Origin of the sequence: Paenibacillus sp. VTT E-133291 (assembly GCF_002264395.1) — a bacterium.
In the GTDB taxonomy this organism is placed as follows: domain Bacteria; phylum Bacillota; class Bacilli; order Paenibacillales; family Paenibacillaceae; genus Paenibacillus_AQ; species Paenibacillus_AQ nitricinens.
Window position 1 is genome coordinate 13803 of record NZ_NFVA01000064.1, and the last position, 26655, is coordinate 40457.

Annotated in this window: 24 protein-coding genes and 1 riboswitch; of the genes, 13 read left to right on the plus strand and 11 right to left on the minus strand. The window is 45.2% G+C overall.

Features of this window, described 5'->3' with window-relative positions:
• Positions 1-78: 78 nt before the first annotated feature.
• The 3 genes from nhaC to CA598_RS22035 all read left to right on the plus strand — a co-directional run bounded on the left by nhaC (position 79) and on the right by CA598_RS22035 (position 3739).
• Positions 79-1557 carry a Na+/H+ antiporter NhaC gene (gene nhaC / locus CA598_RS22025; protein WP_094877899.1) on the plus strand — a complete coding sequence of 493 codons (1479 nt, stop codon included), beginning with the start codon at positions 79-81 and terminating at the stop codon, positions 1555-1557.
• Between the two features lie 23 nt (positions 1558-1580).
• Entirely contained in the window at positions 1581-1970 is a 390-nt protein-coding gene (locus tag CA598_RS22030) for a RidA family protein (RefSeq protein ID WP_373455842.1), read from the plus strand.
• A 218-nt stretch (positions 1971-2188) separates the two neighbouring features.
• Positions 2189-3739, plus strand: a complete 1551-nt coding sequence (locus CA598_RS22035) for a flavocytochrome c (protein WP_094877900.1) — start codon at positions 2189-2191, stop codon at positions 3737-3739.
• Positions 3740-3853: 114 nt separating this feature from the next.
• Here the strand turns inward: CA598_RS22035 and CA598_RS22040 are convergent, their stop codons facing one another.
• The 6 genes from CA598_RS22040 to CA598_RS22065 all read right to left on the minus strand — a co-directional run bounded on the left by CA598_RS22040 (position 3854) and on the right by CA598_RS22065 (position 10069).
• Entirely contained in the window at positions 3854-4696 is an 843-nt protein-coding gene (locus tag CA598_RS22040) for an ABC transporter ATP-binding protein (RefSeq protein ID WP_094877901.1), read from the minus strand.
• Between the two features lie 16 nt (positions 4697-4712).
• A complete protein-coding gene (locus tag CA598_RS22045) occupies positions 4713-5474 on the minus strand; it encodes an ABC transporter permease (protein WP_076300092.1) in 762 nt (253 codons plus the stop codon).
• On the minus strand, positions 5471-5764 hold the full coding sequence (locus tag CA598_RS22050) for a thiamine-binding protein (RefSeq protein WP_036682688.1): 294 nt from the start codon (positions 5762-5764) through the stop codon (positions 5471-5473). Before CA598_RS22050 ends, CA598_RS22045 begins: the two co-directional genes overlap by 4 nt.
• Before the next feature lie 81 nt (positions 5765-5845).
• Positions 5846-6895, minus strand: coding sequence for an ABC transporter substrate-binding protein (locus CA598_RS22055; RefSeq protein ID WP_179283731.1), 1050 nt, complete (start codon positions 6893-6895; stop codon positions 5846-5848).
• 160 nt (positions 6896-7055) lie between these two features.
• Positions 7056-7166: riboswitch (TPP riboswitch) on the minus strand.
• A gap of 153 nt (positions 7167-7319) precedes the next feature.
• Entirely contained in the window at positions 7320-8774 is a 1455-nt protein-coding gene (locus tag CA598_RS22060) for a hypothetical protein (RefSeq protein ID WP_094877902.1), read from the minus strand.
• An 80-nt stretch (positions 8775-8854) separates the two neighbouring features.
• A complete protein-coding gene (locus CA598_RS22065) occupies positions 8855-10069 on the minus strand; it encodes an MFS transporter (protein WP_094877903.1) in 1215 nt (404 codons plus the stop codon).
• A 161-nt stretch (positions 10070-10230) separates the two neighbouring features.
• On the opposite strand from CA598_RS22065, the gene CA598_RS22070 reads away from it, so the two are divergent.
• The 7 genes from CA598_RS22070 (at position 10231) to CA598_RS22100 (ending at position 15802) form a co-directional block, all read left to right on the plus strand.
• On the plus strand, positions 10231-10650 hold the full coding sequence (locus CA598_RS22070; RefSeq protein ID WP_094877904.1) for a pyridoxamine 5'-phosphate oxidase family protein: 420 nt from the start codon (positions 10231-10233) through the stop codon (positions 10648-10650).
• Positions 10651-10799: 149 nt separating this feature from the next.
• A complete protein-coding gene (locus tag CA598_RS22075; protein WP_094877905.1) occupies positions 10800-11474 on the plus strand; it encodes a response regulator transcription factor in 675 nt (224 codons plus the stop codon).
• On the plus strand, positions 11471-12895 hold the full coding sequence (locus tag CA598_RS22080) for a HAMP domain-containing sensor histidine kinase (RefSeq protein WP_094877906.1): 1425 nt from the start codon (positions 11471-11473) through the stop codon (positions 12893-12895). The genes CA598_RS22075 and CA598_RS22080 overlap by 4 nt, the downstream gene beginning before the upstream one ends.
• 70 nt (positions 12896-12965) lie before the next feature.
• Positions 12966-13877, plus strand: a complete 912-nt coding sequence (locus tag CA598_RS22085; protein WP_094877907.1) for an ABC transporter ATP-binding protein — start codon at positions 12966-12968, stop codon at positions 13875-13877.
• Positions 13874-14590, plus strand: coding sequence for an ABC transporter permease (locus tag CA598_RS22090; RefSeq protein ID WP_094877908.1), 717 nt, complete (start codon positions 13874-13876; stop codon positions 14588-14590). The genes CA598_RS22085 and CA598_RS22090 overlap by 4 nt, the downstream gene beginning before the upstream one ends.
• A 2-nt stretch (positions 14591-14592) precedes the next feature.
• Positions 14593-15327, plus strand: a complete 735-nt coding sequence (locus tag CA598_RS22095; protein ID WP_094877909.1) for an ABC transporter permease — start codon at positions 14593-14595, stop codon at positions 15325-15327.
• Between the two features lie 109 nt (positions 15328-15436).
• Positions 15437-15802: an ArsR/SmtB family transcription factor gene (locus tag CA598_RS22100; protein WP_094869696.1), complete on the plus strand. Its 366-nt coding sequence runs from the start codon at positions 15437-15439 to the stop codon at positions 15800-15802.
• 108 nt (positions 15803-15910) lie between these two features.
• Here the strand turns inward: CA598_RS22100 and CA598_RS22105 are convergent, their stop codons facing one another.
• A complete protein-coding gene (locus CA598_RS22105; RefSeq protein ID WP_094877910.1) occupies positions 15911-16672 on the minus strand; it encodes a CPBP family intramembrane glutamic endopeptidase in 762 nt (253 codons plus the stop codon).
• A gap of 232 nt (positions 16673-16904) precedes the next feature.
• Between CA598_RS22105 and CA598_RS22110 the strand changes: the two genes are divergently transcribed.
• Positions 16905-19151: a heavy metal translocating P-type ATPase gene (locus CA598_RS22110; protein WP_094877911.1), complete on the plus strand. Its 2247-nt coding sequence runs from the start codon at positions 16905-16907 to the stop codon at positions 19149-19151.
• A 70-nt stretch (positions 19152-19221) separates the two neighbouring features.
• Here the strand turns inward: CA598_RS22110 and CA598_RS22115 are convergent, their stop codons facing one another.
• From CA598_RS22115 to CA598_RS22125, 3 genes are all read right to left on the minus strand, one after another.
• On the minus strand, positions 19222-20184 hold the full coding sequence (locus CA598_RS22115; protein WP_094877912.1) for an L-lactate dehydrogenase: 963 nt from the start codon (positions 20182-20184) through the stop codon (positions 19222-19224).
• A gap of 171 nt (positions 20185-20355) precedes the next feature.
• The gene (locus CA598_RS22120) at positions 20356-20856 is read right to left on the minus strand and encodes a CcdC family protein (RefSeq protein ID WP_094869700.1); all 501 of its coding nucleotides are present in this window, start codon (positions 20854-20856) and stop codon (positions 20356-20358) included.
• 233 nt (positions 20857-21089) lie between these two features.
• Positions 21090-21350: a GlsB/YeaQ/YmgE family stress response membrane protein gene (locus tag CA598_RS22125; protein ID WP_094869701.1), complete on the minus strand. Its 261-nt coding sequence runs from the start codon at positions 21348-21350 to the stop codon at positions 21090-21092.
• Between the two features lie 250 nt (positions 21351-21600).
• On the opposite strand from CA598_RS22125, the gene CA598_RS22130 reads away from it, so the two are divergent.
• A complete protein-coding gene (locus CA598_RS22130) occupies positions 21601-22650 on the plus strand; it encodes a lactonase family protein (protein WP_094869702.1) in 1050 nt (349 codons plus the stop codon).
• A gap of 128 nt (positions 22651-22778) precedes the next feature.
• Here CA598_RS22130 and CA598_RS22135 read toward each other — a convergent pair whose 3' ends face one another.
• A complete protein-coding gene (locus CA598_RS22135) occupies positions 22779-25046 on the minus strand; it encodes an alpha/beta hydrolase family protein (protein ID WP_094877913.1) in 2268 nt (755 codons plus the stop codon).
• Positions 25047-25430: 384 nt separating this feature from the next.
• On the opposite strand from CA598_RS22135, the gene CA598_RS22140 reads away from it, so the two are divergent.
• Positions 25431-26558 (plus strand): sulfate ABC transporter substrate-binding protein, encoded by a 1128-nt coding sequence (locus tag CA598_RS22140; RefSeq protein ID WP_094877917.1) that lies wholly within the window; start codon positions 25431-25433, stop codon positions 26556-26558.
• Positions 26559-26655 lie beyond the last annotated feature (97 nt).

Consider the following 26655-nt stretch of genomic DNA (forward strand, 5'->3'; position numbering starts at 1 on the left):
TAAAAAACAATTGATTAATGACCTTGAAAGACCTCATTAGTAGCTTTTCTCAGATCCATATCAAGGGGGAGAATAACCATGTCCAAATCAGAAACACCAAGAGTCAAGAAACAGCCGACGATGTTCTTAGCACTATTACCGATTATTACAATGATTGTGTTACTTAGTTTAGGGTATGTGTTGTTTGAATTACCACCTGAACCACTTATCATTACCTCTGCGGTTGTTGCTGGTATTATCGCGATTATTCTTGGTTATAGCTATAACGACATACTAGAATCTATCGCTGGCAAGATCGCGAAAACGATGCCTGCCATTCTTATTCTGATCATGGTGGGTTTCATGATTGGGGCATGGATGGTTGGTGGAACGATCCCAATGATGATTTACTATGGATTGAATATCATTAATCCACAATTTCTGCTTATCACCGCATTTATTGCGACAGCTGCCGTTTCACTTTGTACGGGCACGTCTTGGGGGTCAGCGGGAACGATCGGGGTCGCCTTTATGGGTGTTGGCGCGGGTATGGATGCGAACCTAGCAGCAGTAGCTGGTGCTGTTGTTGCAGGTGCTTATTTTGGTGATAAATTGTCACCGCTTTCAGACACAACGAATATTGCTGCGTTAGCAACAGGTGTCAATCTTTATGAGCATATTGGACATTTACTATATACCACACTTCCTTCATTTATCGTTGCAAGCGTTGTCTTTATTATCACAGGCCTAAACACAGATGCTGCCGGTGCTATTGTTCCAGAAAAGGTTGGAACGATCATGGGAACATTAGATACCATTTACGACTTTAATCTGCTGCTATTAGTACCTGTACTAATCATCTTGTATGGTTCTATTACGAAGAAGCCGACCATACCAGTCATGCTGATCTCTTCCATGTTCGCTATGGCCAACGCACTTGTATTTCAGGGATTTACGTTGAATGATGTCGTATCTTCTGTTGTTAATGGATTTAATATTTCTATGGTTCACGTAGCTGGATTTGATTCTGCTAACATTATTGAAGATGTACCCCGTCTCCTAAATCGTGGCGGGATGAACTCCATGATGGGTACACTTCTCATTTGCTTCTGTGCAATCACGTTTGCTGGAACCATATCTCTGACGAAATCCTTGGAATTGATTGTTAATAAGCTTTTGAAGTTCGTCCATTCCACAGGTTCAATGATCGTAGCAACCATTGTTACAGGTCTTACGATGATCGGGGTTACAAGTAATGGTCAGGTATCCATCTTAATGCCAGGTGAAATGCTGCGTGAAGCATATATCCGTCGGGGCTTGCATCCGAAGAATTTGGGACGTACGATCGAGGATTCAGCGGCGATTACCGAGCCTATTCTGCCTTGGACAGCTGCAGGTGCTTATATGGCGGGAACGCTGGGTGTTGCAACGTTAGACTATTTACCTTGGGCTGTTCTCTGTTGGACAGGAATAATCTTTGCGACGATATGGGGCTTCACGGGATTTGGTATCGCGAAGTTAACGCCAGAGCAACAGGCAGAAATGCTAAAGGAATATGACGGTAAAACTAATGAATAAGTTGGATAAAGGAGTCTTTTAAAATGAAAAATATGCATAAAGAAACTGTAATAACAACGGATGCACCAGGTGCAATTGGACCTTATTCTCAAGCTGTAAAGCTTGGGAACGTCCTATATACTTCAGGACAACTCGGACTAGACCCGGTTAGTGGGACTTTTCCTGCTACGGTTGAGGAACAGACGGAACAGTCGTTGCTGAATGTCAAAGCCATACTGGGAGCGGCGGGTACAAGCATGGACCAGGTAATAAAGACGACCGTTTTCCTAAAGGATATGAATGATTTTCTTAAGGTAAATGAGATTTATGGAAGGTTTTTTGCTCAGCCATATCCTGCTCGCAGCGCAGTTGAAGTAGCACGTCTGCCTAAGGATGGGCTCGTAGAAATTGAAGTTATTGCTTATATACCATAAGTGACTAGAAAATAAGGCAGATGGCCGCCCTGAAAAGGGTGGCTTTTTTTGAGTAGTAAGTTGCGGAAATATTGAAAGCAAGAATTTTTATGAAAATTTAAATGAAAATATTCATGAAAATGTAACAGTAAGTATAACTAATTACTAAAAAACCTTCACAAAACAGCATCCTTGCGTTATCATAAATGTGAAAACATTCACAAAGGGGCGTTATAAAGATGAAGAAGACAACAAGTACTGCTCTCATTCTCATTCTCTCTGTCATGCTCGTAATCGCAGGCTGCGGTAACAGTAATAGCAACAGCGCAGGTAATAGTAATGGCAATGAGAACAAAAGTAAGGTAAATGAGACGGCCAAAAATGATAAAGCTGAAGCCGTATCAGGTGCATCAGAAGCTAGTTACACACCACTGGATCAATTAAAAGATAATTATGATATCGTTATTGTCGGTGCTGGTGGTGCGGGAATGTCTGCTGCACTGGAAGCTAAGGCTAAGGGCTTGAATCCGGTTATTTTAGAAAAAATGCCGGTTGCAGGTGGGAATACAAGTAAATCCTCCTCAGGGATGAACGCTTCCCAAACGAAATTTCAAAAAGAGCAAAGCATTGAAGATAGCAATGATAAGTTTTATGAAGAGACGCTAAAAGGCGGTCATGACACGAATGATAAAGAGATGCTTCGTTTCTTCGTTGACAATTCCGCAAGTGCGATCGATTGGTTGGATTCGATCGGAATCAAGCTGAACAATATTACAATCACAGGCGGCATGAGCGAAAAACGCACCCACCGTCCAGAAGACGGCTCTGCGGTAGGCCAATACCTTGTCAAAGGATTGGTTAGAAACGTACAAGAAAAAGAAATTCCACTGTTTGTGAACGCGGATGTTAAAGAAATTACTCAAAAAGACGGTAAGGCTAACGGCGTCAAAGTACTCTTTAACCAAGCTGATGAAAAAACCATTACAGCGAAGGCAGTTGTTGTAACAACAGGTGGTTTTGGATCCAACATGGATATGATATCAAAAGTTAGACCTGATCTGGAAGGATACGTTACGACTAACCAAATCGGCAGTACCGGCGACGGCATCAAGATGATTGAGGCACTTGGCGGAACTACCGTTGATATGGATCAAATCCAGGTTCATCCAACAGTTCAACAAGAAAAATCTTATCTGATCGGGGAAGCTGTACGCGGCGAAGGTTCTATCCTCGTAAATAGCGAAGGTACACGGTTCGTAAACGAATTGACTACACGTGATAAAGTTACCGAAGCGATCAATGTACTTCCTGAAAAAGCGGCAACGCTTGTCTTTGATTCCGGCGTCAAATCACGCGTGAAAGCAATTGAACAATATGACAAAATGGGCTTCGTAATCCAAGCGGATACCATCGAAGCATTGGCGAAAGAAATCGGTGTTCCAGCCGATAAGCTAAAAGCGACACTTGATACTTGGAACAGCGCAGTAAAGAACAAGAACGATGCTGAATTCGGCAGAACAACCGGGATGGACAACGATTTGTCCGTTGGTCCTTACTACGCTATTAAGATCGCCCCAGGGATTCATTACACCATGGGCGGCGTGAAGATCAATACGAATACAGAGGTATTAAATAAAGACGGCGCTGCTATTCCTGGCCTGTATGCGGCTGGTGAAGTTACAGGTGGATTGCACGGTCAAAACCGGATCGGCGGTAACTCTGTAGCAGAAATCATTATTTTCGGCCGTCAAGCAGGGATTAAATCTGCTGAGTTTGTACAAGCACAATAAGATTTAACTGTTATTCTGATTAAAACAAAAGAACCGCTTGGGCTAATTGAAGCCCGGGCGGTTCTTTGTTTAATCTCTTGTTTAAAGTGAGTGGAGTGACCTCTATTCAAAAAGCTACTTCCCGCTCTTAGCCTGTTCTTCGCGCATCCACTGTGACAGCTGGCGTTTGAGCTTAAGGAATTCCGGGGAATCCGTAATCTCATCGCGGCGTGGCCGTGGAAATGGCACGTCAACAGTATGTAGGATGGAGCCGGGGCGGCCCGAGAATACATAAATACGATTCGAGAGCAGCAACGCTTCTTCGATGTTGTGGGTGATGAACAGCACAGAGCGGCGATTCTCCTCCCACAGTTCGAGCAGCCAGCGCTGCATTTCACTGCGAGTTAGGGCATCCAATGCGCTGAAAGGCTCATCGAGCAGCATCAACTCCTGCGGAGCTAGCAATGCTCTGAGAAAAGCCGCACGCTGCTGCATCCCCCCAGACAGCATATGCGGGTAAGCCTGTTCAAACCCGCTCAAGCCAACCTTGTCGAGCCACTGGCGCGCTTCTTCACGAGCTCCATCCTGCAGAGCACCTTTGATTTCCCCGGCGAGCAGCACATTATCCTCAATCGTACGCCAAGGGAAAAGCGCGGGCTGCTGCGGCATATAACTGATTTCACCACGTTGACCTGTAACGACCTTGCCGTTCATGAGGATCGTTCCTGCATCAGGCTTCACTAGTCCGCCGATCATATGGAATAAGGTGCTTTTTCCGCAGCCGGAAGGACCGACGATCGAAACGAACTCTTGCTGCTCTACCTTAAGAGAGACGTTGTTCAGCACGTTCGCCTCGCGGCGGCGATGGGTGAAAGACTTGGAGATGCCGCTTACTTCAAGAGCAGGTGGTGCAGTATGAGCTTCAGGAGAGCTTATGATTTCAGTTGTTCTTTGCCCTATTTGCGTCGCTTGAGACATACAGGCATCTTCCTTTCTATGAATTACGGCGTGGTTTCCAGCGAACTAACCATTTTTCGAGCAACGCGATAATAGCAAAAAGTACAAGACTAAGGAGCACAATAATAACAATAGCGACAAACATCCGATCCGTACGATAAGCGGATTTCTGGAGGAGCATATAATAGCCAATCCCTTTATCTGCGCCAATCCATTCAGCGACCACGGCTCCCATAACCGCATAAGTGGCGGATATTTTCACACCGGAAAATAGTGCCGGTATAGAAGACGGAAGCTCCAGCTTGGTGAAGATTTGCCACTTGCTTGCGCCCGCCATTTTCATATAATTCATCATGACCTGATCACTTTGAGACAAGCCGCCCATTGCAGCGACAGCTACCGGGAAGAAGCATACCAGTGTAATCAGTACGATTTTGGGCAAAAGACCAAAGCCAAACCAGATGATAAGCAGTGGTCCGAGTGCGATAGAGGGAACATTTTGACTCAGAATAATCAGTGGATAAAAAGCGCGTCTAGCCCAAGGCAAAAGATGCAAAAGTAGAGCGACGATCAAGCCTACACCTGTACCAATAGGAAAACCGATTAATGTGAGTCGAAGCGTAGCCATCGTATGAGCCCAAAGACCAGAAGCATTACTGGTGGATTCGCGGGCAATATCAGCAGGACTTGGCAGAATCCAGGATTCGATATGGAATAGAGAAACAGATAACTGCCATACGGTTAAAAAGAAGACGACCGCCACAAGGGGCGGCCATATTAGCTTCCAGGTCGATCTCACGGCCGATATTTCTCCGTCAATTTATCCATGCTGATTCCGTTAGGGTTATGAGCAATTTTGATCTGTGAGATCACGCTTGGACTACCAGCTTCGATCAGCGCCTCCTGCATTTGACGAACAACCTCAAGCAGCTCGCTAAGTTCACCTTCCATCGTGGTTTCCAGCGGGTTCACCTGATGTTTAACGCCGGATTTTTGAATAACTTCAATTGCTTTATCGACGTATGGGATGGAATCCTCATTGTTTGGAGTCTTAGGAATTACTTGAATGCTGAGCAATGTGTTAGCCACAATAATCAATCCTCTCAATTTGTATAGGTAAGTTCAAAAAGCCAACTTTGATAACGAAGTAACGAACTTGGGAAGTCCGGTCTACTCCGCCGGTAAAAAATCATTCGTGAATGCACTAGCTGCATCCAGCGGTTTGTCCAGCAGCTTCAAATCATACATCCAGTCGCCGTAATTCTGCCAGACCTCGGTTTTTTGCTCTCCCCAGCGGGGGGCGTCGTCTTTATATTTCGGGCTAAGCCATTTTTGGCTGGCTAGGACAAGCTCGGCATCAAGGTCAGGCACAGCTTTGGATAATGTAGCGGCAGCCTCTTCTGGATGATCAATCGCATATTGATAACCCTTCGATGTGGCTTTCAGGAAAGCCTTCACCAAATCTGGATTCTCAGAAATCTGCTTCTCGCTCGTGGTCAGCACAGGGGTGTAATAATCGAGCTGAGGCGCATAATCCTTCAAGTACAGCATATCCAGAGGCTCTCCACGCAGTTCGGCTTCAATACCGGTCCAAGCGTAGAAGATCCAAGCGAAATCAATGTCACGTTTGACTGCGGTAAAATAGTCAGCTTCACCAATACTGATTAGCTTCACCTTTTTCACATCGCCACCAACAGGGTCCATGATCGCCTTCATGGCTGCTTCCTCGGCGGGAGAGCCCCAGCCTCCGTAAGTTTTACCCTCAAAATCTTTTGGCGATTTAATATTGCGATCCACTGGAGCGGCGAATCCCGACGTATTATGTTGAATAATGGCTGCAATCGAGACAAGGGGAACGCCTTGTAGACGAGCTAGAGTCAATCCTTCCTGAGCGCTGATCCCAAAAGCAGCTTCCCCAGAAGTAACCATGGTATCGGAGCCTGCTGCGCCAGGTTGAACGATTTCTACATCCAGACCTTCTTCCGCGTAATAACCAAGATCCTTGGCTACGTAAAGACCGGTATGATTCGTATTCGGTGTCCAGTCCAGTGCAACCTTAACTTTGGTAAGCTCTTTTGGAGCATTTGATCCGGTCGCTGCATTCGATTCCGCAGCAGTCCCTTTGTTTCCGGTTGTATTCCCGTTGTTGCTGCCGCATCCGGCAATCGCAAGAATGAGCATACAGATGAGGCTAAGCATGAGTGCTTTTTTGACATGCATGTCTTCTTCTCTCCTTTAAGGTTGCCAGATCCCGTCATCCAACATGAACCATAAAGTGTAGTATGTACATTTCTTCTACATCTTTTGTGATCTACACAAAAAAAGCGCCCCGAGTGATCGGGACGCTGGCTTGGCGCAAGGTTAGTAAAGGTCACAGGGACCAAAACCAATTGGCAATTCCTACGCTGGCATTATCCAGATCAGGTATAAGGGTCAGTATCTTGTGGGATACAATCTCAGCCGGCCAATTCCAGCACCCCTGGTTCTATGAAGTTAACGGGTATTTCCACGTGAAATATAAGTAAGTACAAGCTTTCATCTATACTTTATGTCTTATATTTCTCGCATACGCTGTATTATAGACGGCTGTTCTCGGAATGTCTAGTAGCACGTTCCTAGATTTTTCAAATTTATCTGTCTGATTTCATTCATCCAGATCCTTATGTTTCTTACGATGACGCCGCTTAAGCTCAGTAACCAGAGCACCTAGCGTAAGGACAACACTGACCATGATCCCGCTCATAATCACGAAGAGAGCAAGAAATTCAAAGGGGGAATAGTTAACCATTTTACTCCACTGAATCTTTCCATCCAGATCGTCAATGACTTGATTCATGCCATAAATCCCACTTACCACCGTAAATACAGTGAGGATCATCAGCAGATTATCCCGGCGCTTCGACTGGAATTTATCTTGATACTGAAACAGGTCAGTCAAGGTTTCTTTTACTTCCTCGAATAGAGCGTCGTTCCCGTATACTTTACGCAGCTGAAGAAAAATCTCCCGTCCTTGCGACTGTGAGATTAGCTCTAAGAAATAAAACTTTGCCGAGAATTTATTAATCGAGTAGATTAAATTATCGATCTCATCATAATCGTGGTTTATGCGTAGTCGGGAATGCATATTTGCCAGCTTTAGCAGAACGATTTTGTGGAAAATATTGAGTAGAAATCCGTAATAGTATTGCCCGTACATCTGGTCGGCCAGGCTAATGGCGATCTTTGGTTCAGCTCGGGTAAGGCAGCAAAAGGTCTGCTCATTCATCATATAATACGTGTCTGGGCCCCATCGATTATAAGAATGCTCATGACAATAATTCGCAATATACGCTGGGTCGCTGGCACTGGCATAGGGCTTGCCGTTCAGATCAATTCCATCAAGCTGAGAGGCGCGATAGCGGATATTTACACTAATCTCATCAGAATCTCCTTCATTCTGAAAGCCATAAAAGGCTTGCACCTGCATTCTTTCATCTACGAAAAAGGGAAGGGTCTCGAAATAAGCCCCATTGATATCCGAGTGATCCAGAAAAGGCTCCAAGCCATCTACCAGATTTCGAAAGACAAAATCCTCTACCATCTCATAGGTCTGTTCCCCGCAATGGATATAGGTATAATCATCCTGTACGAAGGTATTCTCAAGCGTCCGGAAGCGGTCCGCGAATTCCAGTGCAATACTAAAGGGAATCGAATCCCCCTCAAGCTGGACACGCATGGTCACAAATCCAAGCTGAAAAGGACATATGAATATATCCGTCGAGAGAATTTTAAAAAATATAGACTGCTGAGGAATCTCTAGGATACAGTCCAGATCATTGACTCTGGAAAAGCGGCGGAAAGAGTCCACATCCTTCTTGCGTGGAAAAAGAATATGTGCAGCAAACGGTAAATAGGTACGCTCCAGCCGTTCATGGGAAACACAGTAGCCTTCTCCGTAATAGGCATTTTCTAGCTCTTTATTATCCAGAAAAAAACGTGTGAAGCCATCATCCTGCAATTGTTGGATGAGCTTCTTAGAATCACCCTTTTTTATTGAAAAGGGAAAAATAAACTGCATAAGCGCAGTATGTAATAAAGGTTCAGTTGAAAGCTTATCCATTCATCGTCCATCCTTGTGCTCAGAATATGCTTATAGATGACATTACCCTAAAAAGATTAGGTTGATACCATGCTAACATTCTAAATACTGGAACTCTTTCTTTGTACTGCTTGCCTGGATTGGAATCTCCATGCGGCAATGCTCAGCAAAAACAGGAAGGCGGCAAAGCCGGCAAGTACCCCAGCAGTTTGTGCTACTTTTAAATGGTCCATAGACCAGCCCATAAATAGGGGCAGCAGAGCTCCACCGACACCTCCAGCAGCGATCATTATGCTGGGTGTTGATTCTTCGGCTCCTGGCAGCATCTTGCTGGAGAAGACTAAAGCTATGGAGAAAATACCGGACATAAATAGCCCAAGTAGCATAATTATGATGAATGCAGCTAATCGATTTTCTGTGAACGGAAAAAGAGCCAACAGTAACAAGGTCAGTAAACAGCTACTTAAAATGTATACACGGTAAGAAATTTTCTCTGCAATCACTCCAGCAAACAATCTTCCCGTAGACATAGCTAGCCAAAAGAAAGTGACTGTCAGCGCCGCCGCAGATTCTGTCATTCCTAGCTTGGCGATAAAGATGGCGGGCATAAAGTTGACCAGACTCATCTCCGTACCTACATAGAGAAAGAAGAAAAGAATGAAGATACCCAGCAGAATCCATTGTTTCCCTCTATACGGAAGCTGTGTGCTGGACTGCGAGGAATGAGGGGATGCTGAGACTTTGCGAGGTGCTCGCTCGTCTAGTATACGTTGCAGATTCCCGAAATGGCCTCTTCCCCAGAGAATGAGGGAAAGTAATGAGAAGCAAGCGACAATTAGAAATGTCAATCTCCATGCTCCGGTAGCAATGAGCGGACTGGCGATAAGAGGCATTAGGAGTGCCCCTACCCCAAAAAGGACTTCAAGTCGGCTCATCGCGATCGCGGTTCCTTCTGTCACAGCTCCGATAATGATGGTGCCGATGACGGCTTCGATCATACCGAAACCAAAGCCAGCCGCAACAGCAATGACATACATCCACTCCCAAGGTGGTAGAAAAGCATACGCAATTTCAGCAGTCAGGAGAAGAGCGGTGGCGATAATGATGCCTCCTCGTTTCCCAAAACGGCGATTGAGTAGGGGAGAGACAAGCACACCAGCCAGAAAACCAGCGAATTGACTAAAGATTAATTGCCCGCCGGCACTATAATTTTGGTCATAATGCTGTAGCAGAACGGGAAGAATAGATCCCAGTACGACATGAGCAAGTCCAATGACAAAGTAGGAAAGACAGCCGATCCAGATCAGTTTTTTCACGAAGTAAGCCCCTTATATTGAAAGTAGTTTATGGAGTAAGGTCGGATTCAATGTGAACCTGAAGGGTACATTATAATAAGCACCATTGTTATGATAAATCCAAACGGTGAGCTTGGATATATAAACTTTTGTTTACATGCTTGAAGGGAGAGATTTACGTAATGGATAACAAACAACTGGAGCAACTCATTATTAAAGCATTGGATGCCAACAAGTTCGGTTCCTTTGGTACGATCGAAGAAGGAAATAAGCCGAAAGTACGTTATATGGCTATTTTCCATGAGGGTTTGAAGATTTATTTAGCTACGAATCGCAAAACTCATAAGGTGGAGGAATTATCGAATAATCCGAACGCCTTTTTGCTGCTTGGATATGAGTCAGGCGGAAGCAAAGATGTGCTGGAGATTGAAGCCACCGCTGCCGTTTCTAAGGATGAAGGGCTGCGCACAAAGGTATGGAACAAAGAGCTGGAGCCATGGTTTACAGGACCCGATGATCCTAATTATGTGATTCTTGAACTTACTCCAACGCGTATTGAGTATGTTGGCAGTAATAAAGAGCACGGCGTGTGGACTCCCTAAACCAATTTAAAATCGTTTCCGAGAGCCTTCCTATCCCCCATGGGTTTAGGAGGGCTTTTTTTAAAAGATAAGTCCCTGAGTATCCTGTTAAAACATGTTATAATGACTTCAACTTTTTACGTAATTTCTCAGGGGAGGACTTAAAATACATGACCGTCACTCTGTTATATATTGAAGATGATCATGAAATCGGCAGCGTCGTGTCTGCGGATTTAAGTGAGCGTGGTTATAGTGTGCGTTGGCTGCGGAGCGGGGAGGGAGCGACGGAGGAAGCTTCGCCTTGTCAATTGGCCATTCTGGATGTAATGCTTCCGGGCCTGGATGGCTTTACTGTCGGACAACGATTGAAGCGGGCGTACCCTAAGCTTCCGATCTTGATGCTCTCCGCACGAACTTCCATTGATGATAAACTGCAGGGGCTTGAATTCGCGGATGATTATTTGACGAAGCCTTTTCATCCGGATGAATTGGCAGCCAGAATTGAAGTGCTGCTCAGGCGGAATGGGGCATCTGTTCAGGATTCGCTCACGCTTAAGCACCTAATCGTATATGAAGGAGATAACCGAGTAATAAATGCTCAGACTCAGGAAGAAGTCATGCTTACGGGTAAGCAATTTCAGATTTTTTCTTATTTGCTGCGTCATCTCGGCCAGATTATGACGAAGGAGCAGATTTATGAAGCCGTCTGGGGAGAAGCCTATCTCGAAGGGGATAAAACTTTGATGGTACATATACGATATTTGCGCGAAAAGTTAGAACTTGATCCGGGCAATCCGGAAATTATAGAAACTGTCCGGGGGATTGGATATCGGGTAAGAGCATGAGGGGGTTAGGGCGCATTCGTAAGCAGCGCAACTCCTCTTTGCTGTCGGGATATTTGCTTATTATCGTTTCTGCACTGCTTTTTATCCCTGTGGTTCTGCCGTTATCTTTTGTTCTCTACAATATGGTTAATGAAGTGACTAAAGGGGCTCCACCTGTAGATACCTCTTTGTATTCGAGTGTTGCAGCGCTGGAGGCCATGTGGCATAAAGAGGCGCTTCAATTGGAAGATGCTTCTTCGGAAGGCATAAATAAGCGGTTAGATGAACTGAGCCGGAAATACACTGAGGCTACTATGTTTTGGGTAGATGGGCAGGGAATGACCCGATTGATTCTCACACCTGATAAAGGCAATCCGGATCATGGCAGCGGAGTTCCGGAGCAGTGGACTGCGGCTGAGGCTATTTATTTTATGAAAGAAAGTACAAAGCGTGATCCTTTAGCCATCGTCGCCTTCATGGGAGACCGAGTGGATGCGGGTAAAGGGTTTATGGTAATGCAAATTCCAAACAAGCTGCTCAACAAAGGCGCTTATGGGGGAGTCGGGGCTTGGGCTTTGTATTACTTTGTGCTCTTTGTACTTTTTGGAGGGTTCGCACTGGTTTCTTTGCTGTTCTTTAGAAAAATACGCAAACGGCTACTACAGCTGCAAACCGCGATGACAATTACGGGACCGGATAGAATGCCTAAGTCTATTATGACGGGCAAGCTGGATGAGATAGGCAGACTGGAGGAAGCTTTTAATACGATGGTGGCGAAGCTTGACGAAAGCCGAAAGAGGGAAATCGAAGAGGAAGAGCTGCGTAAGCGTCTAGTATCCAACTTATCTCATGATTTACGTACACCGCTAACCGTTATCCGCAGCCACATCCATGTAATGACTAAGGAGAGCTTAACCCCAAAAGGACAACAGTCCCTAGAGCTAATGGATAAGCGTATAGCAGATCTTAGCGTCTTGATTGAGAATCTTTTATCCTACAATCTTCTCAACAGCGGACGGATCACTTTGAAGCGAGAGCGTAAAGATGTCTTGCGCTTGTTGCGGGAAAGTGCTGCTGCTTGGTACCCCGTATGGGAAAAAGAGACCTTCGAGATCGATATTGAACTGGAGGCTGAACCGCTGTTCTGGATGGTGGATGAGGTCTGGTTCCGCCGTATTCTTGATAATCTATTTCAGAATATTGTACGTCATGCCAGCAGTGGTCTTTATGTAGGGATTTCTACGGAGTCCCGTAATGGGAAACGTGTTATTTTGATTACGGATCACGGCAGAGGTATCCAGAGTCCATCCGATTACAAAGGGGCAGGATTAGGGCTGTCCATCGTGGATCTGTTAATGAAGCATATGGAGTTAGAGTGGGATATGGAGAGTAGAGGAGATGGTACCTCTATTGTAATCTTCAATCCACGGGATGAAATTTAAACAAAACTTAAACTTCGTGCCGCCTTGTTCTTAACCTTGGGACGTTATGCTAATTACCGAGGTGAGGAACATGAAAGAAACAGTGATTGAAACGAAGGATTTATTAAAAAAATACCGTGGCCGGGCTGCGGTAGAAAATTTAAATTTGAATATCCGCAAGGGAGAAATCTATGGTTTTCTAGGCCCAAACGGGGCTGGAAAAACAACGACGATTCGTATGCTGCTTGGACTGATCACTCCGACATCAGGAGGGATTGAGGTGTTCGGCCAGGATCTTCGCAAGCATAAGCTGCAAATTTTGCGGAAGGTAGGGTCGCTTGTCGAATCTCCATCCTATTACGGGCACTTAAGCGCTGTGGATAATCTTGAAGCCATCCGCCGTATTCTTGGTGCTCCGAAGTCACGGATTGCTGAGGTGCTTGATATTGTTTCCTTAACAGGGGAAGAGAAACGTCCAGTGAAAGGGTTCTCTCTCGGGATGAAGCAGAGACTAGGTATTGCTGCTGCCTTGCTCGGGGAACCGGAGCTGCTTATTCTGGATGAGCCGACGAACGGACTTGACCCGTCAGGGATTCAGGAGATTCGCGGACTGATTAAACGATTGCCGCAGGAGCAAGGGATTACTGTCGTAGTATCCAGTCACTTGCTTAGTGAAATTGAGCAAATGGCGGATACCGTAGGGATCATTCGTCAAGGGCAAATGGTATACCAAGATAGTATAACGAATCTGCAGCGGCAAGCCGGGGGAGAAATGCGGTTAGCAGTCTCGGACCCGGAGGCCGCGCTGCGCCTTGCTGAAGAACGGGGATACACAGGGATACTTCAAGACCAAAAGCTAGTCTTCTCCCGGATGATCGATGCAAGAGTTGCCTTGCTAGTCAAAGCCTTGGTAGAGAACGGGCATGCTATTTATCGTGTAGAGGAGCGGAGACAATCACTTGAGGACTTCTTCCTGCAGGTTGTAGGAGGAGAGGAATCATGATGTGGCGGGCACTGTCGGCGGATTGGCTCAAAATCCGTGGCAAGGGACTCTGGTTTCTAGTGTTTCTTGGACCGCTTGGAATTGTAGCCATGCAAGGCCTAAACTTCGGCCTTCGTTATGACTATCTTCGTGAGCAGTATGGCGCGGATCTATGGGGTGGGCTTCTGAACAATGTGGCTGCCTTTGTGCCCATTGCTCTTTTTCTCGGAGGGACCTTAGTATGCTCGTTGATTGCAAATGTAGAACATCAGATGAGCTCGTGGAAGCAGCTCTTGGCGCTACCTATCTCACGTACTTCAGTATTTATGGCTAAGCTGGTATTATGTTTGGCGCTAGTGGCGGTTTCTTGTTTGCTGCTCTCGGTGGGTACAGTTGGTTTAGGGCTTGTTTTAGGCTTCAAGGTCGAACTGATACCATATTTGGATGTATTACGAATTGGCTTTATGTCCTTTATTGCAGCGTTGCCGGTTATCGCTTTGCAGCTGTGGCTTTCTCTGGCTAACCGTAATCAGACATTGCCAGTTGCTCTTGGAATAACCTTATCTCTGGTGTCTATCTTCTCCATGTTACTTTCGGAGTGGGTTCCTTTAACATGGCCATATATGGCTTGGGAATCTTCGCATCGTCTCTTATTTAGCGGTGCAGGGTTGCTGCTGGGGCTGCTGATTCTTTTGCAGGGTGCACTGCACTTCGCACGAAAGGATGTGGATTAACGATGAATACATTTTGGAGAGTGTTGTCGGCAGAACGATTAAAAATGTCTAAATCATATGTCTGGATTTTAGTTATAGGCAGCCCGATTTTAGCATTACTTCCCGGGGCATTGGCAGATAATCAAGGGGAGAAGATGAGTTGGGAACTGCTGTTAAATGTGATGTCCATGATGCATGCCTTGCTGTTTCTACCTGTGCTCTCGGGTATTTTTGCAGCGCTGATCTGTCGTTATGAGCATCATGACGGGGGCTGGAAGATGCTGCTGTCTCTGCCTGTGACTCGGTTATCAGTGTACCTCTCAAAATATGTGATGATTATCGGATTGCTGGCTGCGGTTCAACTAACGTTTCTGGTGATGGTACTAGGGATGGGCTTATTCCGAGATGTTCCAGGATCAATTCCCTGGTCGCTGCTACTAAGTTCGGTATTTGGCGGCTTTATTGCCTGTCTGCCACTCGCTGCACTGCAGCTGGCAATCTCTCAAGGCTGGAGCAGTTTTGGCGCACCGCTGGCGCTTAATGTGAGTCTGACCATTCCTAATATGCTGATCGCCAATTCTTCAACCTTTGGCCCCTATTATCCTTGGGTACAGCCGATGTTGGCTATGATGCCGTATGGTGATGACACGTTTGGTGCTTTTAATTTACCGTTCGAAACGCTGATGATAGTAGTGGGCGGTAGTTTTATTGTGTTTTTTGCGGCAGGACTACTCTCCTTTTATCGTAAAGCGGTCTGATTTACAGCGATTCTTATAAACGCCTTCTCGATGGACATCCAGAGCTGGTTTTCATATAATTGAGGAACACAATCAGCAAAGCTGACTAGCTGGTGGAGGAGGCGATAGCATGGAGCCAACGGCATTAGAAGATTGCGATAACACATGCAAGGGTTCGGAGCTTGAACCGGAATCCATTGCATTGATTTTGCCTGACCGAGAAATAACGGATAAAATGGCAGAGATGTTCAAAGCGTTGGGTGATCCCACACGAGTGAGGCTCATTTACGCTTTGTCCCAGCAAGAATTATGTGTACACGATTTGTCCGTGATCCTTGATATGGGACAATCTGCGATATCCCATCAGCTCCGTTATTTACGGAATTTACGAATTGTGAAGCGTCGTAAAGAAGGAAAGACGGTATTCTATTCGCTCAACGATGCGCATGTAGAGCAGATTTTTCTGCAGACCCATGAGCATGTCCGTCACGAATAGCTGGGTATTAAGTATTTTTTTACATCAAAAAAGGGAATCTCAAAAGCCATGTAATGGCTGACGGGATTCCCTTTTCTTATAGATATCGTGAAGCAAGGGTTTAGTTTGTTAACTAGATTGATTTAGGTTGCTCGATACGGTTGGTTTTCTAAAGGATAGAGCCAGCCAGAGACAATGCACAGCGAGTACGAGAAGAATGAATAGATCGATCCCCATATATTCGCTTGTATTATCGTTACCAACAAACTGAATCAGATTATGTACAAAATGAAACAATATCAGCGGTAGAATATTATTATTTTTCAGCATCAACAAAGAAAGCACAAAACCGATCAGAACAGAATATACGAGCTGTAGGAGGATTTGCGTCATGTCTGTACCGGATAAAGCATTAAGTAAGTGGGTAATAGAGAAGAGTATGCTTGAATTAATCACAGCCGTTTTAGCGCCCTTAGTGAGTAAAGTCTTGAAAATCAATCCGCGGTAAATACTTTCTTCTACAAAGGCTACAAGCAGGGTGAAGAAGATAAAGAACAACACCTCAGACGTACTGATCTCACGAAAGCCTTTAAAGGAAATGGTAATCAGGATAACCACTAGAGGTGCATAATAGATCCAATTCCCTGAGGATATGGTGTTCAGAGGACGGAAGCCAAGATCACTCCATTTGTTCTTAACCGTGAAGTAGACGATCAGTACAAGTGCGATTGGAATAAAGGAAATCAGTACTGGGGCGGTATACGAAAGCTCTTTGATTGTAGCGTAAGTTCCGGCGGCAGATACCGCTAAAAGTAACAGCACCTCAATAATAACAACGGTCCAAACAGGGTGTTTCTGTGAAAAAGAAGACGTCTTGGCTAGCTTTGACATGGTATATATTCATCCTTCCTTCTGTGTAATTTAGTTGCCAATCCATCTCGGATGCAATCATACATGATTTACCATATTTTCACGAAAAGGTCAATTTATTTAATTTTTATGGGAGCGGAGAAAAATGGTGTATATCCCGTATTGACCTTCAAAAATAAAGGGAATATAATAGCAATAAGAAAACATATGAACAAGTGCTCATATATGGTTTTTATTTGAGGAGATGTGCCGTATGGATACGATGCAAGGAAAAGTAAAACGTCAGTGGGAATTAGAAGGCTTAGATTGCGCCAATTGCGCAAGGAAAATTGAAGATAAAGTGAGTAAAATCGAGGGCGTATCGTCTTGTTCCGTTAATTTTGTTACGAAGACAATGACGATGGAAACCGCCGCAGGTTATGAGGAATCGGCGATTGTAGAAGCAAAGAAAACGGTGAAGGCACTTGAGCCCCATGTAAATGTAAGAGAGAAGGCTCAGGGCAGTCGCAAGCTGCAGAATAACAGTAGTCACAAGCATGGGGAGGATCACAAACATGGCCATGAACATGATCATCAGACTGCAGACGGACATAAGCATGATGATGCGGATGGTCACAGCCATGGCCACAGCCACGAGCATGGAGTAGGTGATACCCGTAAGATTCTACTGCGGTTAGGTGGCGGTGGGATACTTGCGCTTGCCGGAATATTCTTACCGGTAGAGGGTGTAGTAGAACTGCTGATTTTCTTAGCAGCCTATCTCATCGTGGGCAGTGAAGTTGTCTGGCAGGCGGTTAAAAACATTATCCGGGGTCAGGTGTTTGATGAGAATTTCTTGATGGCTCTTGCAACCATCGGTGCTTTTGCGATTGGTGAGTATCCAGAGGGCGTAGCGGTTATGCTCTTTTACCAAATCGGCGAGCTGTTCCAAGGTCTAGCAGTAAACCGCTCACGCCGATCTATCACAGCACTTATGGATATCCGTCCTGAATTTGCTTATCTTAAGCTTGGAAATGATCTGAAAAAAGTCTCTCCCGAGGAAGTAGCGATCGGTGATTTGATTGTTGTGAAACCGGGTGAGAAGGTACCTCTGGACGGAACGATCCTTGAGGGTAACGCTATGATGGATACATCAGCACTTACCGGGGAATCTGTGCCGCGTTCGGCTGGACCAGGAAGTACGGTATTAAGTGGGTTTATTAACCGGAACGGTGTTATTACGATGCAAGTCACTCAGACCTTTGGAGAATCAGCGGTATCCAAAATTCTGGAGCTAGTGCAGAATGCTTCGAGCAACAAGGCCAAAACGGAGAACTTTATTACTAAATTTGCACGGGCTTACACCCCTGTAGTAGTGATCACAGCAGTACTGCTAGCTGTCATTCCTCCACTAGTGATTAGCGGGGCGACCTTTTCAGATTGGATTTACCGGGCGCTTGTCTTTCTAGTGATCTCCTGCCCATGTGCGCTTGTGGTCTCGATTCCACTTGGTTTCTTCGGAGGGATTGGTGCAGCTTCACGCAGTGGGATTCTGATTAAAGGAAGCAACTATCTTGAAGCATTGAATGATGTGAAAGTAGTTGTCTTTGATAAGACCGGAACATTGACTAAGGGGCAATTTAAGGTTACAGGAATTTATCCGTCAGGTGGCAAATCTAAGGATGAATTGCTGCAGACAGCTGCTTATGCGGAGAGCCATTCGAACCATCCGATTGCCGAATCGATTAGGGCGGCTTATGGAGAACAGATTTCTAAGGAAGCGATCTCGAATTACAATGAAATCTCCGGTCATGGGATCGAGGTTTCGATTGAAGGTAAGACCGTACTTGCAGGTAACGCGCGTCTGATGGAGCGAGAAGGCATAGCTTATGAGGTGCCAGAGCAGAGTGGTACAGTTGTTCACATCGCGGTGGATCATCAGTATGGGGGTTACCTGGTGATTGCTGATGAAGTGAAGGAGGACTCGCAGCAGGCTATTCAGAGCCTCAAGAAGCTTGGCATCCGTAAAACGGTGATGTTAACTGGCGATGCTTCTTCTGTAGCTGAAGATGTTGGGAAGCGGTTAGGTGTAGATGAGGTACACGCGGAGCTTTTGCCGCAGCATAAGGTAGAGGCCATCGAGAAGCTGGATCGTGAAAAGTCACATCGCGAGAAAATTATTTTTGTCGGTGATGGAATTAACGATACCCCAGTACTAGCTAGAGCAGATGTTGGGATCGCAATGGGCGGACTGGGCTCCGATGCTGCGATTGAAGCGGCAGATATTGTAATTATGACGGATGAACCTTCGAAGATTCCTGTTGCTATCGGAATTGCCAAGCGTACACGGATGATCGTATGGCAAAATATTATTTTCGCTTTAGGTGTTAAAGCTATATTTCTTATTCTCGGCGCATTTGGGATTGCCACGATGTGGGAGGCTGTCTTCTCTGATGTTGGGGTAACCGTGCTGGCTGTACTGAACAGTATCCGAGCATTAAAGGTTAAAGATCAAGGATAAAAAAATCGCTCTTTAGGGTATTGGTGTTATCTACTGATCCCTAAAGAGCGATTTTTCCGTTTGCAGGAGATTAAATGCTGTCTTCCAAATGTAGGCTCTCAATGCCTGAGCGAACAATGCTGCAGGAGGCGTTGAATTTCTCCGCTTCTTCGGTGTTTAGGTTAAGCTCCAGTAGTTCTTGAATTCCAGTGTTGCCAATAATGGCAGGTACGCCGGTACATATACCACTTTGCCCGTACTCTCCATCCAGAATTGCGGATACGGCAATGATCTTATGCTCATCATTCAGAATGGAACGAGTAATGTAAGCCAGTGCGCTGCCAATACCGAAATGTGTGGAGCCTTTTTTGGTGAATATCTCCCAGCCCGCATCTTTGGTCTTGCGGGAGATGTCCTCCAGATCCAGATGGTGGAAGCGTTCACGATGCTGATCCATAATTTGCAGGATGGGCTTGCCGCCAATCGTCACATGTGACCAAGCTACAAACTGGGATTCACCATGTTCTCCAAGTGCGTAGCCGTTAACGCTGCGCGGATCTATGGAGAACACATCAGACAGTAGTGTCTTAAGGCGCGAGGAGTCAATGGAGGTTCCTGTACCAATAATTCTATGGCGAGGAAGCCCTGATATTTTCCATACCATATAGGTGACAATATCGACCGGATTAGCGGCGACTACGAATATTCCATCGAATCCCCCAGCCATAATGTTGGTAATAATTTCTCTAGTAATAACTGCAGAGGCTTCCAGGACGTCAAGTCTTGTCTGACCAGCCTTTGGATTAGCGCCAGCGGTTAAGATAACTACATCCATTCCTGCGCAGTCGCTATGGGTTCCGGCATACACCTTGGTGCGTGTGCTTGTGAAATCCATGCAGTGTGAGAGATCAAGTGCTTGTGCCATAGCGCGGTCATAGGTGCGGTCGATCATCATGATCTCGTCGCAAATGGCCTGATTAACCATGGAGTAGGCGCAGCTGGAACCGACCATTCCGGCACCGACGATGGCAACTTTTCTTGATTTGCTTTTCAATTGCCTTGACCTCGCTTTCTATTGTTAGTATGCATATATTTTAACGTATCCCTCCAGAAGTTACCTAACATCGGACATAAAAAAATGTTGTTTACTTTAAGGTATTCATCCGCGTAAGAAGCCATCTCAATCGTATGAATTGAGATGGCTTCTTAGAATATCAATATATACTTATGACTGTAGGGACTGTGCCTCCGAGGAGGTGATAGCTTTATAACGTTTGTACATAAAGAATCTCCAATGAAGAATCATTCCGAAGGCCAAGATGAAGAATAATCCACCGGACTGAGGGATACTAACATAACTATTAATAAATTCATGGAGTAAGGTGCGAACTAAAAGGAGGCCGAGCAGAATGAAAGCAAAGCTCTTTGAACGCTGAGCATAAATTTGTCCATCCCGTTGTTCGAAGTTTGTGCTGCGTATTAGAGGATACGCAAAGATGAACCAGCCAATTAGAAAGGCGAGCGCTGCCCACCACCAAGGGAACCTAACTTCAGGTACAACGAACATGGCAAAGCCAGTCGACATCCCGAGAGGTGGAATCCATATTTTTCGAATGGTAACCGGACGTGCGCTAGCTTTTAGCCGAATAAAAATAACCATTAGCGCCATGAGCAAGGTCCCTATAGTGGAGCCGATATGTAGGAGTGAGGGGTTGATGCTACCCATGATTCACGACCTCTCTATGATTTGAGTCACTTGTATCTTCATTATAACAGAAAAACGATGGCAGAACATTGAAGTGTAGCCGCTGTATGGAGGTAGTAGCTCCATAAAAAGCACTGCATACTACTTTAAGTAGAAAGAGGCCGAAAACACCAAATAGCAGGTCAAGGTAGTTAACCTTGACCTGCTATTTTTAATAATATAAGTAGTCCAATAGTTATTGGTTCAGCCTAAGCTTATGAACGGCTACGTCCACTTGTCGAGCGAAGAATAAGGCTGACGATAAAGATCAGGACAATCGCACCGATCAAAGAAGGGAAGAAGTAGAAATCACTTACTTTAGGTCCCCAGCTTCCCAGAAGCACGCCGCCGAGCCATGAACCGATAATACCAGCGATAATGTTACCAATAACCCCGCCTGGAATATCTCTGCCCATAACCAGACCCGCTAACCAACCAATAATCCCACCAACAATTAACATCCATAAGAAACTCATGCTACTTCAACTCCTTCGTTTTGTTGTTATCGATGTCTACTATTAACCTTGCCAATCATGTTTAAACCACTTGTAAAAACTTACATGTTCCGGGATAGTTAGGAAATGGCCTTAAAATACGCGTTCGATAATGTATTACAACTATAAACATGCTATAGTGAAAAAATATTATGAAATACTGCGTAAGCTGCTATTAGTAAAGGGTAATTAAGAAGTAAATACACTATATACAAACAAAGGAGTCGCTACTATGGAACGGCCTAATGAAGTATTGTTTTATGTGGGAACATATAACCCTGAAGGTGAGGAAGCTATTCTACTATGCTCACTTAGTCCTTCATCAGGGGAAATGAAGATTCTAGAGGGTACTAAGGGTATTGAGAATCCATCGTTTTTAGCAGTAAACAGCACAGGCAGCGTGCTCTATGCGGTTAGTGAGAAGGATGAGGGCGAGGTCTATGCTTTTGCTGTTAATCCTGTTACTAAAGCGCTGAGTCCACTTGGAAGTCGTCCTACGGAAGGTGGCGCTCCTTGTTATGTCTCGATTAGTCCTAAGCAAGATTACATATTCGTCTCTAATTATTCCGGTGGCAATGCCAACGTATTTCCTGTAAATGAGGATGGTTCGCTTCAGGTCATGTCTGACCAAGTGAAGCATGTGGGTTCAGGAATTCGTGAAGACCGTCAGGAAGCTCCGCATCCACACTCTGTTATTCCGGATGGAAGCGGTAAGCATATCTTGGTTTGCGACTTGGGATTGGATCAAATTCTGATTTATCGCCTTGAAGAAGGTAAGCTGTCTAAGCATCGGGAGATTGATCTCCCACCAGGTTCAGGCCCCCGCCATCTGGCAGTACATCCTTCAGGACAATGGATTTACCTGGCGAATGAACTAAACTGTACAGTTACGGTGTTTGCTAATGATGAGCAGAATGGAAACCTCAGCATTTTACAGCATGTCAGCACGCTTCCAGAGCAATATAATGCGGGGAGTGACGATACAGCTTCCGATATTCATGTATCGCCATGTGGTAAATTCCTGTATGTCTCAAACCGGGGACAAGACAGTATTGCCTTGTTCCATATTGAGGGTTCAACTGGTCATCTTGAAGCGGTAGATTGGCAGGTTACAGGCGGACGTACTCCGCGTAATTTCGCCATTATTGGTGGCAAGCTGCTCGCTGCGAATCAAAATAGTGATATTATTACTTCGTTCTCCATCGATAGTGACAGTGGCAGATTAATTCCTACAGGGAATGAGTTGAAGATTAAGACACCGGTTTGTATTCAAGCCTTGTAGGCTGGCAATAGGTTATTGTATGTTTCAATATTAGGGGCTATTCCCCGAAATTCATCAAAATAAAAGGCCTTCCAATCAGCTGTACATGTGCTGAGGGGAAGGCCTTAAAGGTATAATAGCAAGTTACCTTAAAATATATTTCGAATTCCTAGATCGTAAAATCCGATGTCATCTAGCATGATTTTATCTCCCTCGGCTTCAAGGTAGAAGGTGATTTCCGTCAGGTTCTCAGGCTCTAGCTCAGGTTCCTCCTCTTGAAACTGTTCGAACGGCATCTCATAGGTTTGAAATACAGCTTCGGACAGATCACCGTACTTCCCATCATTAATCCGTTCTTCAAGCCATGGGAATAACGTGAACTGAGTTTGCGGCAGTGGCAAAATATCCATTACCACACTTAACGGCAAGCGTGCTGAGGTATCATTTTTGTCGGTTAACTCAACCTCTACATTGGGAGGTAGCGGAATACTTAGTTCATCTTTGATATCACCATTGAGGTTTGCTAAGGAAAATGTAAGGCCATCTGCGTCTGAAAGAGCCATTTCAGTAACAACACTATCTTTAAGCTTAATGTTGTAATAAGCTTCCTCGTCTTTTTTGGCTGTACGTTCAAGAACGACACCATATGTGGCTTTGCTCTTCGATTCACGATCCTTCGCGAGCTCTTCCGACCAGGATAATCCGGATGCTTCTGCTGTTCCGAGATTAACGGTATTCTTGTTGCGATCCTCGTCAAATGTGGCTACTGGACGATATCCCCAATCCTGGAATCGATTGTAGTAAGTGGTCTCCGGCAGCCATTTCAGTCCGCTGCGGTAATCCCGGAATAAGCTCTGGTATTCGTCTTTTCCATGCAAAGTGGTCTCCAGAAAAGCTGACACATACACTTTAGCGATTTGCCGCTGCTTGTCTGCATCCATAATTTGCGCTCGATTTAAAAAGAGGCCAGCAGGTAATGTCTGATCATACGCGCCCCAATCGCTGTTGAATTGACTGTGATTGGCGTCCGCAATATACAGCGAGCTTTTGAAAGCAGCGGACCCTTGGGAATAGGAAGTACGTATATACTGCCGGTCACCATAGAAATCATGTACATCCCCATCACGAGCCCCTTGGAGCGTCAAATAGTTGACATCCTTGAGACGGGCTTGCTGATCGTCTATCGTTTTGTCCGTAGGGGCAAGGGCGATTACAGAGGCTATATTAAAACGATCTGCTGCCTTCATCACGGGATCATTTTTGAACCAGCGATCGGCATCTGCTGCCATAGCAACAGCTTGTCCTCCACGGCTATGGCCGAGCAGGGCGGTTTTTGTGAAATCTATCTTTTGATAAAAAGGATTGTCTGGTTCATCCGAGAAAGCTGCTAGCTGCTCCAGGTGTTTTAGAATGATCCAGGTCCGTACTTTGAAATCATTGTCCGGAATACCGGACCAAGCAGAATAGTTCAGAAAATTCTCATCCAGGGAAATTGCGATAAACCCCCGGCTGGCCAAGAGTTCACCGAGATAAGCATAGCCTCCGTCAGAGTAATCCTCCATCATATGATTTCCGTGCACCATCAGAACTACCGGATAGGGACCTTCGCCCTCAGGCATCCATACTCGGCCGTTCAGTGGAAGTGCATTATAATTGAAACCCCAGAATAAAGTGCGGAGTTTTGACCAATCCTTAATATAAGCAGAAGCATCTACTGTAGAAGAGATCACATTGGTATCCTTGCCGTATTCGGTCCGATGCAAATCCTTACCGCTGGCATAAGTGAAGGTCTGATAGGTTTGATTGCCAGGTTGTGACGGACTTGCGGCTGTTAATGGAATTACATCGAAATCACTGATATCAATGGGTTCTAAAGTAGGTAGTTCCTGCACTCCGTTTGCCAGAGCAAGTTGGGAAAAAGTCACCGTAATAGTAAGCAGAAGTCCCATAGTTATTCTTTTACTGCGCAGCAGACCGATGGCTAATCCGCCCAAGGCACCTAATACTGATAGTAGAACAGCAATGACAGCCGCAGCTTCAATCTCAAAATCTGCATAATATAAGATTAGTAGAATCGCTCCAACATCGCTCAATACACAGCCTGCGAATAGACGCGGGATGCGCAGTCCGGTCAACGCGATCAGGCCAGCAATGATATTGCTGGCAATGGCCAGCAGAATAGTACTCGTCCCTGCAGCAAGTGCAATATCTGTTGGCACCCCTAATCCAGTGGGGATACCTAATACGGCAGTGGTGAAGGCCAAAAAGCAAACGATCCAAAGACCAGCGATTGCTGTCCTCCAGACCGTTGTATCATAACGGTAAGTTCCCCTAATCCTTCGACTAATTTCTTGAGTCATTCTCCTATGAAGCCGTGGTCTTATCGGCGCAGGGGCGTACTCTAAATCCATACCCATGATATTCTCACTCCCGACATTAAGCGGTAATTTCTCTAGACCATAAGCTGTAGCAATAATATTACTTTATAGCATCAATAACAAGTGGATCTTACAGGAACCCACACCATTGCCTGTATAGCGAGGGGAATTGAAAGATTCCTTTGTCATTGGTTGGAAAAAAAGGTTTGACACGGTTAAAGGGTTTCAGTATTATATCCATATAAACCAACTAAGTAGATAGGAATAATTGAAGAAAGTTCTTACCGTACAGACGGAGGAACGCCTGCATTAGGCTCGCAGACACGTGTCATAGGACCGGTTTGACTTGCCATACGTGGGCTTTCCTCCGTTCTTTTTTTACGAAAGAAATGAAGGCAAGAAGAACATGGGGGAGTGGGAATGATGAAGAGAGCTATGAATAAAGGGCTTCTTGTAGGATTTACCTTGTTGTTGACGGCAGGACTTACTGCTGCTTGCGGCGGCAATAACAATAGCGGAAATAGTGCTAGTTCGGCAACGGACACACCGGCAACAACCAACACAGCGGAGGCCACGAATGCTGCTGAAGCTACAAAAGCGCCATCCAAAGATCCAGTAGAACTACTGAACGTATCTTATGACCCTACTCGCGAATTGTACGAGAATTATAATAAAGCTTTTGCTGCCTATTGGGAGAAAGAAACAGGACAGAAGGTCACCATTAAACAATCCCACGGTGGATCGGGGAAACAAAGCCGTGCTGTGCTTGATGGTCTGGAAGCGGATGTTGTGACATTAGCACTTGGTTATGATATTGATGCATTGCAAGAAAAGGGCCTTATTAATGAAGGTTGGCAAAGTAAATTTGATCATAACAGTTCACCGTACACCTCGACGATCGTATTCTTAGTACGCAAAGGAAATCCAAAAGGAATCAAAGATTGGCCAGATCTGCTTAAGGAAGGCGTAGAAGTGATTACACCGAATCCGAAAACATCAGGTGGCGCACGTTGGAACTACTTGGCGGCGTGGGGTTACGCGCTAGACCACAACAATAACGACGAAGCTAAGGCTGAGGAATTTGTAAAAGAATTGTTCAAACATGTTCCGGTGCTGGATACGGGTGCGCGCGGTTCTACGACTACTTTTGTAGAGCGTGGAATTGGCGATGTGCTGATTGCATGGGAGAATGAAGCTTATCTTTCTGTAGAAGAGCTTGGTCCAGATAAATTCGATATCGTGAATCCATCTGAGAGCATCCTGGCCGAACCGCCGGTAGCAATAGTAGATAAGGTTGTGGATAAAAGAAATACGCGTGAAGTGTCCGAGGCTTACTTGAAGTATCTCTATACGGAGGAAGGACAAAAAATCGCAGCTGAGAACTACTACCGCCCGACGCTAGAAAGCGTGAAAGTACAATATAAAGATAAGTTCCCGGAAATAAAGCTCTTCACATTGGCTGATAAATTCGGAACCTGGAAAGAAACGCAAGAGAAGCATTTTAACGATGGCGGGATCTTTGACAAGATTTATGTGCCGGGTGCTAAATAACAGATTAATAAAACGGAAATTATATTTTTCTTTAAGTGCGTGTTCAAAAAGTACGGTTTTCAGTACCGAGAAGATTGAAAGAAGGTAGAAACTGAGG

Bases quoted from the DNA above. Each gene is read 5' to 3' on its own strand.
- CA598_RS22090 (WP_094877908.1), top strand. From the start codon at position 13,874: ATGATGTGGCGGGCACTGTCGGCGGATTGGCTCAAAATCCGTGGCAAG.
- CA598_RS22140 (WP_094877917.1), top strand. From the start codon at position 25,431: ATGAAGAGAGCTATGAATAAAGGGCTTCTTGTAGGATTTACCTTGTTG.
- CA598_RS22080 (WP_094877906.1), top strand. From the start codon at position 11,471: ATGAGGGGGTTAGGGCGCATTCGTAAGCAGCGCAACTCCTCTTTGCTG.
- CA598_RS22120 (WP_094869700.1), bottom strand. From the start codon at position 20,856: ATGGGTAGCATCAACCCCTCACTCCTACATATCGGCTCCACTATAGGG.
- CA598_RS22125 (WP_094869701.1), bottom strand. From the start codon at position 21,350: ATGAGTTTCTTATGGATGTTAATTGTTGGTGGGATTATTGGTTGGTTA.
- CA598_RS22100 (WP_094869696.1), top strand. From the start codon at position 15,437: ATGGAGCCAACGGCATTAGAAGATTGCGATAACACATGCAAGGGTTCG.
- CA598_RS22030 (WP_373455842.1), top strand. From the start codon at position 1,581: ATGAAAAATATGCATAAAGAAACTGTAATAACAACGGATGCACCAGGT.
- CA598_RS22070 (WP_094877904.1), top strand. From the start codon at position 10,231: ATGGATAACAAACAACTGGAGCAACTCATTATTAAAGCATTGGATGCC.
- CA598_RS22040 (WP_094877901.1), bottom strand. From the start codon at position 4,696: ATGTCTCAAGCGACGCAAATAGGGCAAAGAACAACTGAAATCATAAGC.
- CA598_RS22110 (WP_094877911.1), top strand. From the start codon at position 16,905: ATGGATACGATGCAAGGAAAAGTAAAACGTCAGTGGGAATTAGAAGGC.
- CA598_RS22105 (WP_094877910.1), bottom strand. From the start codon at position 16,672: ATGTCAAAGCTAGCCAAGACGTCTTCTTTTTCACAGAAACACCCTGTT.
- nhaC (WP_094877899.1), top strand. From the start codon at position 79: ATGTCCAAATCAGAAACACCAAGAGTCAAGAAACAGCCGACGATGTTC.
- CA598_RS22055 (WP_179283731.1), bottom strand. From the start codon at position 6,895: ATGCATGTCAAAAAAGCACTCATGCTTAGCCTCATCTGTATGCTCATT.
- CA598_RS22095 (WP_094877909.1), top strand. From the start codon at position 14,593: ATGAATACATTTTGGAGAGTGTTGTCGGCAGAACGATTAAAAATGTCT.
- CA598_RS22035 (WP_094877900.1), top strand. From the start codon at position 2,189: ATGAAGAAGACAACAAGTACTGCTCTCATTCTCATTCTCTCTGTCATG.
- CA598_RS22060 (WP_094877902.1), bottom strand. From the start codon at position 8,774: ATGGATAAGCTTTCAACTGAACCTTTATTACATACTGCGCTTATGCAG.
- CA598_RS22135 (WP_094877913.1), bottom strand. From the start codon at position 25,046: ATGGGTATGGATTTAGAGTACGCCCCTGCGCCGATAAGACCACGGCTT.
- CA598_RS22085 (WP_094877907.1), top strand. From the start codon at position 12,966: ATGAAAGAAACAGTGATTGAAACGAAGGATTTATTAAAAAAATACCGT.
- CA598_RS22130 (WP_094869702.1), top strand. From the start codon at position 21,601: ATGGAACGGCCTAATGAAGTATTGTTTTATGTGGGAACATATAACCCT.
- CA598_RS22075 (WP_094877905.1), top strand. From the start codon at position 10,800: ATGACCGTCACTCTGTTATATATTGAAGATGATCATGAAATCGGCAGC.